General features: G+C 66.7%; 16 protein-coding genes. 6 read left to right on the top strand and 10 right to left on the bottom strand.

The genetic code is table 11. The features are described 5' to 3' along the window. Window positions 1-16: 16 nt before the first annotated feature. The 10 genes from M3149_RS03545 to M3149_RS03500 form a co-directional block, all read right to left on the bottom strand. Window positions 17-904, bottom strand: coding sequence for an SDR family oxidoreductase (locus M3149_RS03545; protein WP_251707964.1), 888 nt, complete (start codon window positions 902-904; stop codon window positions 17-19). Further along, window positions 901-1359, bottom strand: a complete 459-nt coding sequence (locus M3149_RS03540) for a PaaI family thioesterase (protein ID WP_251707963.1) — start codon at window positions 1357-1359, stop codon at window positions 901-903. The genes M3149_RS03545 and M3149_RS03540 overlap by 4 nt, the downstream gene beginning before the upstream one ends. Next, window positions 1356-1847 carry a PaaI family thioesterase gene (locus M3149_RS03535; RefSeq protein WP_251707962.1) on the bottom strand — a complete coding sequence of 164 codons (492 nt, stop codon included), beginning with the start codon at window positions 1845-1847 and terminating at the stop codon, window positions 1356-1358. The genes M3149_RS03540 and M3149_RS03535 overlap by 4 nt, the downstream gene beginning before the upstream one ends. Further along, on the bottom strand, window positions 1831-1989 hold the full coding sequence (locus tag M3149_RS03530) for a hypothetical protein (RefSeq protein WP_251707961.1): 159 nt from the start codon (window positions 1987-1989) through the stop codon (window positions 1831-1833). The genes M3149_RS03535 and M3149_RS03530 overlap by 17 nt, the downstream gene beginning before the upstream one ends. Window positions 1990-2002: 13 nt before the next feature. Beyond that, window positions 2003-2794: a crotonase/enoyl-CoA hydratase family protein gene (locus M3149_RS03525; RefSeq protein WP_251707960.1), complete on the bottom strand. Its 792-nt coding sequence runs from the start codon at window positions 2792-2794 to the stop codon at window positions 2003-2005. Window positions 2795-2902: 108 nt separating this feature from the next. Beyond that, window positions 2903-3856, bottom strand: a complete 954-nt coding sequence (locus tag M3149_RS03520) for a hydroxymethylglutaryl-CoA lyase (protein WP_251707959.1) — start codon at window positions 3854-3856, stop codon at window positions 2903-2905. A 12-nt stretch (window positions 3857-3868) separates the two neighbouring features. Further along, the gene (locus M3149_RS03515; protein ID WP_251707958.1) at window positions 3869-5905 is read right to left on the bottom strand and encodes an acetyl/propionyl/methylcrotonyl-CoA carboxylase subunit alpha; all 2037 of its coding nucleotides are present in this window, start codon (window positions 5903-5905) and stop codon (window positions 3869-3871) included. A 1-nt stretch (window position 5906) separates the two neighbouring features. Continuing rightward, window positions 5907-7514: a carboxyl transferase domain-containing protein gene (locus tag M3149_RS03510; protein WP_251707957.1), complete on the bottom strand. Its 1608-nt coding sequence runs from the start codon at window positions 7512-7514 to the stop codon at window positions 5907-5909. Between the two features lie 16 nt (window positions 7515-7530). Next, the gene (locus tag M3149_RS03505; RefSeq protein ID WP_251707956.1) at window positions 7531-8316 is read right to left on the bottom strand and encodes an enoyl-CoA hydratase/isomerase family protein; all 786 of its coding nucleotides are present in this window, start codon (window positions 8314-8316) and stop codon (window positions 7531-7533) included. Next, window positions 8313-9479: an acyl-CoA dehydrogenase family protein gene (locus M3149_RS03500; RefSeq protein ID WP_251707955.1), complete on the bottom strand. Its 1167-nt coding sequence runs from the start codon at window positions 9477-9479 to the stop codon at window positions 8313-8315. The genes M3149_RS03505 and M3149_RS03500 overlap by 4 nt, the downstream gene beginning before the upstream one ends. A gap of 217 nt (window positions 9480-9696) precedes the next feature. On the opposite strand from M3149_RS03500, the gene M3149_RS03495 reads away from it, so the two are divergent. Genes M3149_RS03495 through M3149_RS03470 form a run of 6 tightly spaced genes read left to right on the top strand, consistent with a single transcriptional unit; the run spans window position 9697 to window position 15528 of the window. Continuing rightward, window positions 9697-10326 carry a TetR/AcrR family transcriptional regulator gene (locus tag M3149_RS03495; protein ID WP_251707954.1) on the top strand — a complete coding sequence of 210 codons (630 nt, stop codon included), beginning with the start codon at window positions 9697-9699 and terminating at the stop codon, window positions 10324-10326. Continuing rightward, window positions 10323-10829: a MaoC family dehydratase gene (locus M3149_RS03490; protein ID WP_251707953.1), complete on the top strand. Its 507-nt coding sequence runs from the start codon at window positions 10323-10325 to the stop codon at window positions 10827-10829. The genes M3149_RS03495 and M3149_RS03490 overlap by 4 nt, the downstream gene beginning before the upstream one ends. 35 nt (window positions 10830-10864) lie before the next feature. Further along, on the top strand, window positions 10865-12538 hold the full coding sequence (locus tag M3149_RS03485) for an electron transfer flavoprotein-ubiquinone oxidoreductase (protein WP_251707952.1): 1674 nt from the start codon (window positions 10865-10867) through the stop codon (window positions 12536-12538). 4 nt (window positions 12539-12542) lie between these two features. Next, on the top strand, window positions 12543-13409 hold the full coding sequence (locus tag M3149_RS03480) for an SDR family oxidoreductase (protein ID WP_251707951.1): 867 nt from the start codon (window positions 12543-12545) through the stop codon (window positions 13407-13409). Beyond that, window positions 13361-14290 carry an SDR family oxidoreductase gene (locus tag M3149_RS03475; protein WP_251707950.1) on the top strand — a complete coding sequence of 310 codons (930 nt, stop codon included), beginning with the start codon at window positions 13361-13363 and terminating at the stop codon, window positions 14288-14290. Before M3149_RS03480 ends, M3149_RS03475 begins: the two co-directional genes overlap by 49 nt. Next, the gene (locus M3149_RS03470; protein WP_251707949.1) at window positions 14287-15528 is read left to right on the top strand and encodes a CaiB/BaiF CoA transferase family protein; all 1242 of its coding nucleotides are present in this window, start codon (window positions 14287-14289) and stop codon (window positions 15526-15528) included. Before M3149_RS03475 ends, M3149_RS03470 begins: the two co-directional genes overlap by 4 nt. Window positions 15529-15598: the final 70 nt, after the last annotated feature.

The raw sequence follows: 15598 nt of genomic DNA, 5'->3' as shown, positions 1-15598 counted from the left end.
GGGCAGACGGCCGGGCCTAGGCGGCGCCGGGTTTCAGGCACTCCGGCATCGTGGCCAGCGGGAAGCCCTCGTACGGCGTCGAGCGGCTGTGTTCCTCCAGCTTCCAGGTCTGCCGCGCATTGGGCACACCGCCGTCGACACGGATGAACGAGCCCGTGATGTACGCGGCCCCCTCGGAAAGCAGGTAGACCACGGCCGACGATACTTCGGCCTCGGTGCCATAGCGCTGCAGCGGAGAAGTCTTCATCAGGCTGCGGAACTTGGCCTTCATCTCAGGGCCGTAGGTGTCGAAGCCGCTGCTGGCGACGAAGCCGGGGGCGACTGCATTGACGCGCACGCCCGCATGCCCCCACTCGCAGGCCGCCGTCTCCGTGAACGAGAGCATGCCGGCCCGGGCGGCGCCGCTGTGGGCCATGCCCGGCATCCCCATCCACATGTCCGCGATGATATTGACGATGGCGCCGCCGTGAGCTTCCATCCATTGCGTGTAAGCCTCTCGCGAAACGAGGAAGCCACCGTGCAGGTTGTTGCGCACCACCGCGTCCCAGCCCTTCAGCGTGATGTCGCGCACCGGCTGCGGATACTGCCCGCCCGCGTTGTTGACCAGGCCGTCGATGCGGCCGTGGGTACCGAGCACGTCCGTCACCATCTGCCTGACCCCGGCCTCGTCGCGAATGTCGCACGAATGGAGGCTGACCCTTCGGCCGGGTGCGGCAACCGCGATTTCGTTCTGCACGGCCTGCAGCTTCTCGATCTTGCGGCCGACCAGGGCCAAGTCGGCGTCCAGGCTCGCCAGCTCGTGCGCGATGCAACGGCCGATGCCGCTGCCGCCGCCGGTGACGATGACCGTCCGGCCTGCGAACAGGCCGGCGCGATAGATGGAGCGATAGCCGTTTCGTGTCATGCATTTCCTTCCGTGGATGGGGCGGCCTTCAGCATGAAGTTGCCGTGTCCGGTTGCAATCGGCTTGTCCGGGCTCGATTGCCATGCCTCGACGCGCAGGTGCGCCACGCGCTGGCCCTGCTTGACCATGAACACGTTGGCGTAGGTATCCTCGGGGCGCCCGGAGCGCAGGTACTCGAAATTGAAGTTGATCGTCTTGGGCAGGTCAGCGCTCTCCATGTGCCACAGCAGGTAGAACATGCCAGCACATTCGATGAATCCGCCGGTCGCCCCGCCATGAAGCGCCGGCAGCGCCGGGTTCCCGATCAGCTTGCGGTCGAACGGCATGCAGGCGGTGAACTGGTCACCCTTGATGTCAAGACGCAAGTTGAGGAACCGCGCGTACGGAACCAGATCGATCAACGGCTCCCAGTTCCGGCTTGCGCGTGCCGACCGGATCAATTCGGTGAGGTTCATGGCTTGCTTCCCCCCAGCGCGTGGACCGCCTCATCCAGCGAAAGCACAGGACCTTCCGTGAACATGAAGATCGCCGACGAGGTCGCGATGGGATCATCCGGGCTGTCATGATAGGCCGCCCCGCGTACGAAGGCGAGTTCGTGGCCGAGCTTGTAGCAGAACGCACCGCCGAGAATGTCGCGCCCCGGCGTGGCCGGCTTCAGGTAGTCGATGCGCAGATCCAGCGTGGCCATGGGCCTGAGCCTGGCCATTCGCACGAAGATCGCGAGTCCGTAGCAGCTGTCGAGCAACGCGGTGATGACGCCGCCATGCACCACGCCTGTCTCGGGGTTGCCTACCGTCCGTGGATCGTACGGGGCCCGGATCACGCACCAGTCGGGTTGGACTGCGTGCAGTCGCAGCCCCAACTCGCGGCTGTAAGGAGAAATCACGGTGATCTGCTGCCACTTTCGCACCAGCGCATCGCCTGTATCAGTCGGTTCCGACATACCTTCTCCAGATGGCGTCGTGGACGAACCCGGCCGTGCCGGTGCTGTCGTAGACGATTGCGCGTGCGACCGCCAGCGCATGCCGGTACAGCGCCTCCCGCTGCGTCGTCCTCCGGATGGCGATGAGCACGGTTTCGAACATGGACGTCGTTGCCCTAGCGCCAGGCCGGAGCACGCTTGGCGAAGAAGGCCATGATGCCCTCGCTGCCTTCGGCGGTCTCCCAGGCGTCGGCCAGCTTGTCCGCGGTGTAGATCATGCTGGTCGCCAGGTCGTGCTGGTCGACGTAGGCGATCAGCTTCTTGGTGGCAGACACGGCGCCGGGCGCGCATTGCAGGAGGTCGGCGAGTTCGCGCTCCACTGCGGCGTCCAGCTGGTCGGCAGCCACCACTTCGGACAGCAGGCCGAGGCGCTGTGCCTCCGCGGCCTTCATCCGCCTGGCCGTCAGGAAGGTGCGGCGCGCGTTCGCCTCTCCCATGCGCGCCACCACGTAGGGTGCGATGTTGGCCGGCAACAGGCCGAGCCGTACTTCGGTGAGGCAATAGACGCCGCTGTCGACCCCGATCGAGACGTCGCAGACCGAGATCATGCCCACGCCGCCGCCATACGCCGGCCCATTGATGCGGCCGATCAGCGGCATGGGCATCTCGTTGAGCGCCCGGAACATGCTGGCCAGTCGGGCGCTGTCGGCAACCCTCTCGGCGCGTGTCTTATTCATGCTCTCCTGCATCCAACCGAGGTCGCCGCCGGCGCAGAAGGTACTTCCGGCGCCCGTGAGCACCACCGCGCGCAGCCCGCGAGCGTCGCCGAGCCACTGGATCGCCCTGTGCAGCTCATCGATCATCATCGCATTCAAGGCGTTGTGCGTGTCGGGCCGGTTCAGCGTCAGGCGGGCCACCCCGCGCGCATCGACGTCGAGCCGCAGGGTTTCGAACGCGAGTGCAGTCACTTTGCCTCCTTCACATGGTAGACGGGTTGCGGTCCTCGGCAGAACCCGCCGAGCCGCCAGATCCAGCGCCAGCGGCACAGCAAAAGTTCGGACACATGCCGGCGCCGCTCAGGCCCGCAGGGCGGCGAGGGTGCCGCTATGCATCAGATGGCCGTTCAGGGGCCGCCCGATGATGCGCTCCGCCAGGCGCGATGCCTCCAGCAGCTTTTCAAGGTCGATTCCAGTGTTGATTCCCATCTCCTCGCACATGAAGACCATGTCCTCGGTGCAGATGTTGCCCGAGGCGGAGCCGTCCTTGTGTCCGGCGAAGGGGCAGCCGCCCAGGCCGGCGACCGAGCTGTCGAACAGGTCCACGCCCATCTGCAGCGCTGCGAGCACATTGGCGCCGCCCAGGCCGCGCGTATCGTGCAGGTGCAGCCCGATGCGCGCTTCGGGAACGAGTTGCCGCACCGCGCCGATGCGGGACTGCATCTCCTTGGGGTTGGCCCAGCCCATGGTGTCGGCCAGGTAGAACGCCGGAAAGGGGATGTGCCGGTCGGCGCAGACGTCCGCCAGCCAGCGCACGACATCGGTGACCGCCGTGACCGGCACCGGCCCGCCCAGGTTGCAGCCGAACGCCGTGACCACGTAGGCCTGCTCGAGCGGGATGCCCAGTGCGATGTAGCGGTCTATCCAAGCAAGCTGGCGTTTGCGGTTCTCCGCCACGCTGCAGTTGTTGTTGCGTTGTGAAAACGGCTCGGTGACGTAGAAGACGATCTTGCCGTCGAGATCCACCTGCTCGCATGCGCGGGCGCGCTCGAAGCCGCTCTCGTTGAGCCACAACGCGGTGTAGCGCGTTCCCGGCCTCTTCCTGAGCCTGGCAAAGAGCTCCGGCGCATCCGCCATCTGCGGCACCGCGCGAGGACTGACGAAGGATGCACACTGCACCTGCTTCAGGCCGGACTCGGCCAGCGCATCGATGAGCGCCAGGCGGTCGGCCAAGGGGTAGGTCTTCTTTTCCATCTGGAAACCCTCTCTGGGCCCCTCTTCATGGAACTCGACCCGGCGGGGAAGGGAATTCATGGCGGCGCTCCTTCAGTCGGTGGAGGCCACGGCGGCACCCGCCACCTCGGCCAGCAGTTGGTGGCGTTCGACCATGTCCCCCACCGCACAGCGGATGCCCGCCACTACGCCGTCGAAAGGGGCGCTGACGTGCAGCTCCATCTTCATCGACTCGAGCACGATCAGGGTCTGCCCTGCCGTCACGGCCTTGCCCGCGACCGCATTCACCGCAACCACCTTACCCATCATCGGGGCCAGCAGCTGGCCGCCGGCTTCAGCCTCGCCCATTGCCCCGCCGAGGTAGGGCGTGCAGGTGAAGACGCTGCGACCCAGCGGGCTGGCCAGCTCGATGCCGGCGACGTTGCCGAGGATCGCAACTTCCACCGTCCGGCCGGCCAGGCGGAGCAGACTGTGGCCGCGGGGCATAGATGGCGGTGAAGCCAGCGAGGCGGTCTCGACCTGATCCCCGAGGACGAGCTCCAAGCTCCCGTCCGCCAGCGGCGCGGCGAAGCGCACCGCCCACTCGGTGTCGCCCGACCTGAGCAGCAGGGCTGGCTGCGGTGCGGCGGTGATGGTGCCGGTGCCCAGACGCCATCCGGTGAAGCCCTCGGGCTGGCTCCAGCAGCCCAGGTCCGGCGTCGCGGCGCGCTGCAGGGCCAGCCAGTGCAGCGCAGCGGCAGCGAGGTGTTCGACCGGTACGCCGGCAGCAGCACGTCGGGACGACACCGCACCGGCAACCGATTCGTCGATCAGGCGCGTATGAAAGCTGCCCTCGACGGTTTGCGGCCAATGCAGCAGTTCGTGCAGGAACTGCAGGTTGGTCGTCAGGCCGATCACGGTCGTGTCGCGCAGTCCGGCCGCCAAGGCGCGGCGAGCGGAGTCGCGGTCGGCGCCGTGCGACACCAGCTTCGCGATCATCGAGTCGTAGAAAGGCGAGATCTCGTCGCCGCTCTCGACGCCGGATTCGACGCGCAACGCGGCACGCGAGAAGTCGACTCGCCCCAGCCGCCCCGTGGTGGGCAGGAAGCCGGCATCCACGTCCTCGGCGCACAGCCGCGCCTCGAACGCATGCCCGTCGCAGCGCACGTCGCCTTGCACCAGCGGCAGGCCGCCGGCGTCGGCGATGCCCAGCTGGATCTCGACGAGGTCGAGACCCGTGACTTCCTCGGTCACCGGGTGCTCGACCTGCAGGCGCGGGTTGACCTCCAGGAAGAAGTATTCGTCGCCGCTGACGACGAACTCCACCGTCCCCAGGCCGCGGTAGTCCACGCCAGCGGCCAGTTTCACGGCGTCGGCCAGCAGGCGCTCGCGCAGTCTCGCCGGCAAGCCGGCACTGGGGGCTTCTTCGATCACCTTCTGGTGGCGACGCTGCAGCGTGCATTCGCGCTCGAACAGGTGGATCGCATTGCCCTGCCCGTCTCCGGCCACCTGGACTTCGATGTGGCGCACACGGGGCAGATAGCGCTCGACGATCAGCTCGCCGCTGCCGAAGGCCTTCTCGGCTTCGCGCATCGCGCTCTCGATGCGGCCCTGCAGCCCCTCCAGGGACTCGATCACTGCCATGCCGCGGCCTCCGCCGCCGGCGACAGCTTTCAGCAGGACCGGCAACGACATCTCGCGCACCACACGCGCCACTTCGCCGGCATCGTTCATGCCCCCTGCGCTGCCGGCGATCACGGGCACGCCGAGGCGCGCCGCTTCGCGCTTGGCCTGCGCCTTTCCGCCTAGGCGCTCCATGGTTTCGGCCCTGGGGCCGATGAAAATCAAACCCGCGGCGTCGAGCGCCCGCACGAACGCCGGGTTTTCGGAGACGAAGCCGTAGCCGGGGTGCACCGCGTCGGCACCGACACGCCTTGCCGCCGCGACGATGGCGTCAATGCGCAGGTAGCTGTCGGCTGGCGCCGGCCCGCCGAGTTCCACCGACTCCCCGATCTCGCGGACGTGGCGGGCGTGACGGTCGGCCGTGGAATGCACCGTGGCGACCTGCACGCCCAGGCGCCGGCAGGTGCGGGCGATGCGGCAGGCGATCTCTCCACGGTTGGCGATCAGGACCTTGTGAATGCGTTGCATGTCAGAACCGGAAAATTCCGAAGGGCGTGGGTTTGGGCGCGGTGCGCGACGCCAGGTCGAGCAGCAGCCCCATCACGTCGCGCGTCTCGACGGGGTCGATGACCCCGTCGACCCACAGGTTGGAAGAGAAGTTGTCCGCGGGCTGAAAATCTTCGTAGACCTTCCGCACCGGCGCCTTGAATGCCTCTTCCTCGGCGGGCGTCCACTCGCGCCCTTCCGTCTTGTTGATCTGCCTGCGCACCAGGGCCATCACGGTGGCTGCCTGCTCGGGGCCCATGATCGCTGCGCGCGCGTTCGGCCACGCGAACATGGCCGTTGGATTGAACGGGCGGCCGCACATCGCCAGGTAGCCGGCGCCGTACGAGGCGCCGATGAGGATGGTGTACTTGGGCACATTGGCCGACGCCATCGCGGTGATCATCTTCGCCCCGGCCTTGGCGATGCCGGACTGCTCGGCAGCGCGGCCCACCATGAAACCGGTGACATCGGCCATGAACAGCAGGGGAATGTCACGCTGGCAACACAGGTCGATGAAATGCGCCGCTTTCATCGCGCTTTCCGGGAACAGCACGCCCTGGTTGGCCAGAATGCCGATCTCGTGCCCGTGGATCCGGGCAAAGCCGGTGAGCAGCGTGTCGCCGTACAGCGGCTTGAACTCCTGAAAGCGGCTGTCGTCGACCAGCCGCGCAAGGATCTCGCGCGTGTCCGTGGGGATCTTCGGGTCCCGGCTGATCAGGCCGTGGATTTCCCGCGGATCGAATCGCGGCGGCAGGCTGGGCTGCTTGGTCCACCGCGGCTTGGGCGGCTCGCCGAGCTCGCGCACGATCTCCCGCGTCAACGCCAGCGCGTGCCTGTCGTCATTGGCGATATGGTCGGTGACGCCGCTCACGCTGCTGTGCATCTGCGCGCCGCCCAGCGATTCGGCGTCCACTGTCTCGCCCGTGGCGGCGAACGTGAGTTCGGGCCCGCCGAGGTACATGTAGCCCTGCTCCTTGACGATGACGATCTCGTCGCAGAGGGCCGGAATGTACGCCCCGCCAGCCGTGCAGGGGCCGAGCACGACGGAGATCTGGTGGATGCCCTCGGCCGACATGCGCACCTGGTTGTTGAAGATGCTGCCGAACTGCCCGGCGTCCGGGAAGATGTTGGCCATGTCCGGGAGGAAGGCCCCGCCGCTGTCGACCAGCGTGATGCACGGCAGCCGATGCGCCCAGGCGATCTGCTGCGCGCGCACGTGCTTCTTGCAGGTCATGCCGTAATAGGTCCCGCCCTTTACCGTGGCGTCGTTGGCAATGATCATGCAGGCCCGCCCCTGTACCAGACCGATGCCGGTGATGATGCTGGCGCCGGGCGGCACACCCTCGTAAAGGCCTTCGCCGGCCAGCATCCCGAGCTCGAGGAAAGGGGAGCCCGGGTCGAGCAGCACCTCGACGCGGTCGCGCGGCAGGATCTTGTTGCGCGCCAGGTGCTTTTCGCGCGCCTTGGGCGGGCCGCCCGCCAGCGCCTTACGGCGACGCTCGTGCAGGCGGGCGACCAGCGCCTCGTAAGCAGTGCGGTTGAGCCTGAAATCAGAGTCGGCGGTCGATGCGCGCGAGGAAAGGATCGTCATTTGGCGGTCAGGCTCTTCACTTGAACACGGGCGGCCGGCGTGCAGCGAATGCCGCCAGGCCCTCGCTCACGTCGTCGTTCAGCAATTCGGTCGCCATCAGGTCCTGCTCGAGCTGCAGGCCATCGGCCAGGGGCCGGTCCATGCCCTGGCGCGCCAGCCGTTTCATGAGCGCCAGGCCGCCGCGGCTGCGAGTGGCAAGCTGCGTGCAGTAGGCCAACGAGATCTCTCCCAGCTTGTCGGGTTCGACCACATAATTGACCAATCCCCACTGCAACGCCGTGGGAGCATCGACCCAGCGCGCGCTGTAGAACAGGTCCAGACCGCGTCGCAGCCCGACGATGCGAGGTAGTCGCTGCGAGCCGCCCCACCCCGGCACCAGCCCATACTGCGCGTGCTGATCCCCGATGCGGAAGTCGGTCGCCGCGAACGCCACGTCGCAGGCCATCATCAGTTCGCTGCCGCCGGCCAGCGCCAGCCCCTGGCAGGCGGCAACCACCGGCAGATCGCTGCCTTCGAGGCGGCTCAGCACCCGATGCCCGTAGCGGATGAAGTGGTCGATCTTGGCGGGGTCGCTGCGAAGTCCCTTGACTTCGTCGAGATCGGCGCCCGTGCAGAAATGCTTGCCCTGCGCGCGCAAGAGAACTGCGCGTACGCCGGAACCGGCCTGCTCGAACTCGTCCATCGCTGCCTCGATCGCCGCATGCAAGGCCAGCGACAGACAATTGAACTTCTCGGGGCGTGCCAATTCGAGGATTCCAACCGCGCCTTCGCGGCCGACGACGAGCGGGGAAACCGTGCTCATTTCCTGTTCTCCGCCGCATACTGGACCGCCACCCGGCCGGCGCGCTCCCGCGCGACGATGAGCTTCATGACCTGCGCCGTGCCGTCACCGATCTCGAGTCCCATCACGTCACGCAGCCGCTGCTGGTGCGGCAAGTCCTTCGACCACCCGTAATGCCCGAAAGTCAGGATGCACTGGTGGATCGCGTCGAACGCGGTCTTCGGCCCCATCCACTTGACCATGGCGGACTCGGCGGTGTGAGGCTGGCCCGCGTCGCGCAGTGCCAGGCCGTGGTAGCACAGCTGGCGGCACGCGGACAGCAATGTTTCGTACTCGACGATCGGGAAGGACACGCCCTGGTACTGGACGATCGGCGCGCCCATCGCTTGCCGCTCCTTCATGTAGTCCCATGTCTCGTCAATGGAGGCTTGAGCGGCCGCAATGCACTGCAAGGCGATGAGGATCCGGCTGAAGTCGAAGCCCTGCATCACTTCCGTGAAGCCTTTGCCTTCCTGGCCCATCAGGTTCTCGGCGGGGATCCGCACGTCGTCGAAGAACACGGAGCCGCGCCCGATGATCTTGCTGCCCACATCGTTGAACCGCGTGCGCTGGATGCCAGGCAGATCCATCGGCACGAGGAAGGCGGAGATGCCACGGGCGCCGGCCTCCGGCTTGCCGGTCCGCGCGAACAGGACGATGACGTCGCACTGATCGGAGAAACTGATGGACGTCTTCTCGCCCGAGAGGATGAAGTGGTTGCCGTCGCGGCGCGCCCTGACCTGCAGGTTCGCCGCGTCGGAGCCACCGCGCGGCTCGGTCAACCCCAGCCCGATGATGGCTTCGCCCGCGACCAGCCGGCTGTTCCAGTGCCGCGCGAGTTCGGGGTTGGCGTTGCGGTGCACGATGGCGCCCATCAGGGATCCCAGCAATTGCAGGTAGCTGACATTGAAGTCGCCATAGGCCATCTCCTCTGTGATCAGGCCGGCCGTCACGCCGCTCTCGCCGAGGCCGCCGTATTCTTCCGGCAGGTCGACGCCGATCAACCCCAGGGACCCGATCTCCTTCATCAGGGCGCGATCAAAGCCGGTCTCAGCTTCGCGTTTCTGGTAATGCGGCTTGAGCCGCTCGCGAGCGAAGCGCCGGGCCACGTCGCGCAGTGCGATCTGATCGTCGGTGAACAGCATGTTTCGGGTCTCCTTGTCCGTCCTGGCATGGAAGGGAATCACGTCGACAGGCGGCGCCAACTCGCGCCTCGGGCACAGCAAGGTACTGCTTGCGTGCACCTCCAATTCCAGTTTATCATGAGTCGAACAGACGTTAGTTAGAGATTGCGCGGTACCTCGGCCCCTCCCTACGCCACTGGTAGCATGCCTCACTTTCAACCTAACTAACGAGTTTCCCATGGCAACCAAGACCCGCGACAAGCCAGAGACCGTGGATGCCGACAGCGCGACGCGCGAGCGGATCCTGCTCGAGGCCGCGCGGCTGTTTCGGCATCACGGGTACGCCGCAACGACCCTGCGGGAGGTCGCCGACGCGGCGGGGATCAAGGCCGGCAGCATCTACTACCATTTCGAGTCCAAGGACCAGATCCTCGGCGAGGTGCTGGACAAGGGAATCCTGGCCGTCATCGACGCCGTGCAGCAGCGGGTAAACGCCCTGCCCGCCAAGGCGACTGCCCGACAGCGTGTGGCGGCAGCGATCGAGGGCCACTTGTGGGGCTTGCTGCACCATGGCGACTTCACTTCGGCCAACATCCGGGTTTACGGCCAGATTCCCCCGGCTGCGAAGAATCGCCACCGCAAGATCAGGCGCGAATACGCGGACTACTGGGACCGCCTGCTGGAAGACGCACTGCAGCGGGGCGAATTGCGGCCCGATGCCAGCACGGCCATCATTCGCCTGTTCGTGATCGGTGCGCTGAACTGGACCGTCGAGTGGTACAACCCGCAAAAGGGTTCGTTCCAGGACTTCGTCAAGCAGATCACCTCGATTGTCTTCGACGGCACCTTCTTGCGAGAGCCAGGATGAGCGTCAAGCCGGGGTGGGAGGGCCGCTTCTTCGAAGACTTCACCGTCGGCGACGAATACCGCCATCCGCTCGGCCGCACCCTCACGCAGCAGGACAACATCTGGTTCACGCTGCTGACACAGAACACGGCGGCAGTGCATTTCGACGCGCGATACGCGGCGCAAACCGATTTTGGGCGTCCGCTGGTCAATTCCTGTCTCACGGTGGCGCTGGTCACCGGACAGTCCGTGATCGACGTCTCCTACAACGTCTTTGCCAACCTCGGCTGGGACGAGGTGCGATTGCCCCATCCGGTATTCGAGGGCGACACCGTCTACTCTCGCTCGATCGTGCTCGACAAGCGCGAGTCGAAGTCGCGCCCCACTCTGGGCGTGGTCAGCGTCGCTACCGAAGGCTTCAACCAGGACGCCGTGGTGGTGTGCTCCTTCAAGCGCACGCTGATGGTCTACAAGCGCGGCATGGCGCCCGATCGCGCGCCACCGGTTCCGCGATCCACGAGCTGATGGCACACGGCGCACCCAAGCGCAAGTCGAGAAACGTGAATACCCAGAATCTGATCGAACGCTTCGGCCCGCGCGAAGCCATGCAGTACGACGTGGTGGTGGTCGGTGCCGGGCCGGCCGGCCTGGCCACCGCGATTCGGCTCAAGCAGCTGAATGCCGGACTGTCGGTGGTCGTGATTGAGAAGGGCTCCGAGCCTGGCGCCCACATCCTGTCTGGCGCAGTCATGGACCCACGAGCCATCACCGAACTGCTACCTGACTGGAAGGCCCAGGGCGCGCCGCTCGATCAGGCCGTGACCGGCGACGACGTGCTGTTCCTGTCCGAGAGCGGCAGCGTACGCACCCCCGACTGGCTGGTGCCGCGCAACCTGCACAACGACGGCTGCTACGTGGTTTCGCTCGGGAACGTGGTGCGCTGGCTGGCCCAGCAGGCCGAGGCGCTGGGCGTGGAGATTTTCCCGGGCTTTGCCGCCGCCGAAGTCGTGTACGACGACGATGGCGCGGTGCGTGGCGTCGCAACCGGCAACATGGGAGTCGGCAGGGACGGGGAGCCCGGTGAAGGCTTCCAGCTGGGCATGGAACTGGTCGGAAAGTACACCATCTTCGCCGAAGGCGCCCGCGGACACCTGGGCAAGCAGCTCATCGCGCGCTACCGGCTGGACGCCGGCAAGGACCCCCAAAGCTTTGCCATCGGCATCAAGGAGCTCTGGGAAGTCGACCCGGCACGGGCCAGGCCGGGACTGGTGGTGCACACGGCCGGCTGGCCGATGCGCGACCGAACCTTCGGGGGCGGTTTCCTCTACCACCTTGCCGGCAACAAGGTGACGCTCGGCTTTGTAGTCGGCCTGGACTATGCCAACCCGTACATGAGCCCCTTCGACGAAATGCAGCGCTGGAAGACACATCCCGCCATTCGCACCCACATCGAAGGCGGCAAGCGCATCGGGTATGGCGCGCGCGCCATCAACAACGGCACCCCTCAGGCCCTGCCCAAGACGGTTTTTCCCGGTGGTGCATTGGTCGGCTGCGACGCCGGCTATCTCAACGCGGCGCGCATCAAGGGCAGTCATGCCGCCATCAAGAGCGGAATGCTCTGCGCCGAGGCACTCGCATCGGCGCTGGGGGCCGGCCGCCAGCGCGACGAGCTGCTGGCCTACCCGCAGGCTTTTGAGCACAGCTGGCTCTACGAGGAGTTGCAGCAGACGCGCAACTTCAAGCTCTGGTTCAAGAAGGGCAGGTGGGTCGGCAACTTGATGACAGGCATCGAGCAGTGGCTGCTGCCCAAGATGGGAATCACCACGCCACCGTGGACGCTGCACGGCACCCGACACGACCACGAGTCCCTCGTGCCGGCTGACCAGGCCGCGCCCATTGCCTACCCGAAGCCGGACGGAAAGCTCAGCTTCGACCGGCTGTCCTCGGTTTTCGTCAGCAATACCAACCATGAAGAAAATCAGCCGGCGCACCTGAAGCTGAAGGACGCTTCGGTGCCTGTGGCTCTGAACCTGGCCCGGTATGCCGGGCCCGAGACCCGTTTCTGCCCGGCCGGCGTCTACGAGTTCGTGCGTGAGGATGACCGCACCGAGCGCCTGCAGATCAATGCCCAGAACTGCGTGCACTGCAAGACCTGCGACATCAAGGACCCGTCGCAGAACATCGTCTGGGTCCCTCCCGAGGGCGGGGGCGGGCCCAACTACGCTGGAATGTGAACCCATGAGCGAACAGCAATTCGGCTGGGACGACGCCGCGCTGGCGGCGGCGCCGCGCCTCTTCGAAGCCGGCCTGTTCGACGGCCAGGTCGCGATGGTTTCCGGCGCCGGCAGCGGTATCGGCAAGGCCATCGCCTTTCTCTATGCGCGGCTCGGGGCCAGGCTGGTGATCTGCGGCCGGGACCGCGCCAAGCTCGACGCCTGCGAACCCTGGCTGCGCAAGCTGGGCAGCCCCGACGTGCTGGTGCGGCCGACCGACATCCGTCGGTCCGCCGAGGTCGACGGCCTGCTCGACGCCACCTACGCCCACTTCGGCCGCCTGGACGTGCAAGTCAACAACGCCGGCGGCCAGTTTCCGAAGGCCGCGCTCGACATCAGCCCCAACGGCTGGAAGGCGGTCATCGACAACAACCTCAACGGCACCTGGTCCATGATGCGCGCGGCGGCGCGGCGCTGGCGTGACACGGGCACACCGGGCAGCATCGTCAACATCGTGCTGACCTTTCAGCGTGGTTTCCCGGGCGTGGCCCACTCCTGCGCCGCGCGCGCGGCAGTGACCTACCTGTCCAAGACGGTCGCCGTCGAATGGGCGCAACATCATATCCGCGTGAACTGCATCGCGCCGGGGGTGATCGAGAGCACCGGGTTCAAGCAGTACTCGGACGAAGCCCGAGCGCAGTTTCCGCGGGCCAACCCGATGTTGCGCCAGGGGGACGTGCAGGACATCGCCCACGCGGTGGTCTACCTCACGGCCCCGAGCGGAAAGTTCATCACCGGCGAACTGCTCAACGTCGACGGCGGAGGCGTGCTGTGGGGCGACTTGTGGACGATTCCGAAACCAGCTTATTTCAGCCAAGGACAGGCGCAATGAGTGGCAGCGAAGATCAACCCAGGTTCGGCCCCGGCGACACCGCGCTCGCCGGACTTCCCACGGTCTTCCGAGACGACCTTTTTGCCGGAAAGGTGGTCCTGGTGTCCGGCGCCGGCAGCGGCATCGGCAAGGCGATCGCGTTCTTGCTCGCGCGGCTGGGCGCCACGCTGGCCATCTGCGGCCGCAAGCCCGACGCGCTGGAGGATTGCGCCGCAAAGCTGCGGGCGCTGTCGGGCCGCGAAGTTCTCGTGCATCCGATGACGATCCGCGATCCGGCACAGGTGGAAGAACTGCTCGACGCCGTGTGGAGCCGGTTCGGCGGCATCGACGTGCTGGTGAACAACGCCGGCGGCCAGTTCGCCGCGCATGCCATGGATTTCACCGAGAAGGGCTGGAACGCAGTCATCGACACCAATCTCAACGGTACTTGGTACATGATGCAAGGTGCGGCGCGCCGCTGGGTGAAGCAAGGCAAGCGCGACGGCAGCATCGTCACGATCGCCGCCGCGGTCGACCGCGGCCTGCCGGGCATGGCGCATACGGCGGCCTCGCGTGCCGGCGTGATCGCGTTGTCCAAGACGCTGGCGGTGGAATGGGCCGAGCACGGGATCCGCGTGAACTGCATCGGCGCCGGCGCGATCGAAAGCAACGGCTTCAACAACTACCGCCCGGAACACGTCGGCGGCCTGTTCCGCACCAATCCCATGCTCCGGGCCGGCGACGTCCAGGACATCGCCGAGGCGGTGGTGTACCTCACGGCGCCCTCGGGCAAGTACATCACCGGCGAGACGATCAACATCGACGGCGGAATGGTCCTCTGGGGCGAGTTCTGGCCTGCTGGCATGCCGGACTACTTCAAACCTCCCGCATCGAGCACATGAAATCCGCGGAACAAGAACCGGCGCCCGGCCCCCTGGCGGGCGTCAGGATCGTCGACCTCACCAGCGTGGTGATGGGTCCCTTCGCGTCGCAAATCCTGGCGGACCTGGGAGCCGACGTGATCAAGGTGGAGGCGCCCGAGGGCGACACTGTCCGCTACATCGGTCCCAGCCGCAGCGACGGCATGGGGCCGATGTACCTGGCGCTCAACCGCAACAAGCGCAGCATCGTGCTCGACCTGCGCCACCCCGATGGCCTCGCTGCGCTCAAGCGCCTGATCGCCGGCGCCGACGTTCTGCTGTTCAACATTCGTCCCGAGTCGATGCGCCGGCTCGGCCTCGGTTATGACGAGGTCGCCGCCGTCAACCCCCGCATCATCTACTGCGGGGCATACGGATTCGGCGAGAACGGCCGCTATGCGGGCAAGCCGGCGCTGGACGACCTGATTCAGGGCGCCGTGGGTCTGCCGTCGCTGGTCGGCCGCGTAACCGGGGAGCCGCGCTACCTCCCGACGAACCTCTGCGACCGCACCACGGGCCTGACGGCCGTCTATTCCGTGACCTCGGCCCTTTACGCGCGCGAGCGCACCGGCCGCGGCCAGGCAATCGAAGTACCCATGTTCGAGACCATGGCGCAGTTCGTGCTGTCCGACCACATGTACGGCCAGACCTTCGATCCGCCCCTGGCCGACGCCGGCTACGTTCGCCTGCTCGCCAAGGACCGTCGCCCGTGCAGGACCAGGGACGGCTTCATCTGCGTGCTGATCTACATCGACAGGCACTGGAAGAACTTCTGCGAGATGCTGGGCCGGCAGGAGATGTTGAACGATCCGCGGTTCCTGCGCATGTCCGACCGCACGCGCAACGTCGACGCGCTGTACGCGTTCGTCGCCGAGCAGATCGCCCAGCGCACCACCGCCGAATGGATGGAAGCGCTCGCATTGGCCGACATCCCCGCTGCGCCCATGCACACGCCGGCCACGCTGATGGATGATCCGCACCTGGCGGACGTCGGCTTCTTCCGATGGGTCGAGCACCCCAGCGAGGGACGGATACGCAGCATGGATGTCCCTGGGACGTGGTCGGGCACACCGCCGGCGGTGCGGCGCCACGCGCCGCTGCTGGGCGAGAACACGTGCGAGGTGCTCGCCGAGGCGGGTTACAGCGCAATGGACATCGAGCGGCTGCTGGGCAGCGGCGCCGCGCGGGCACAGGAACCGAGCCCCGGAACGAAGCCATGAGCGCTGCCTGGCACCTGGGAATAGCGCCGATGCCCGGCGACTTCACCGGTTCTTCCGCACTGACGCAAGG

The sequence above is a fragment of the Hydrogenophaga intermedia genome, from assembly GCF_023715105.1.
Lineage (GTDB): Bacteria > Pseudomonadota > Gammaproteobacteria > Burkholderiales > Burkholderiaceae_C > Hydrogenophaga > Hydrogenophaga intermedia_A.
The sequence above is the reverse complement of the archived record's forward strand: the minus strand, read 5'-3'. Positions and strand labels throughout refer to the sequence as shown.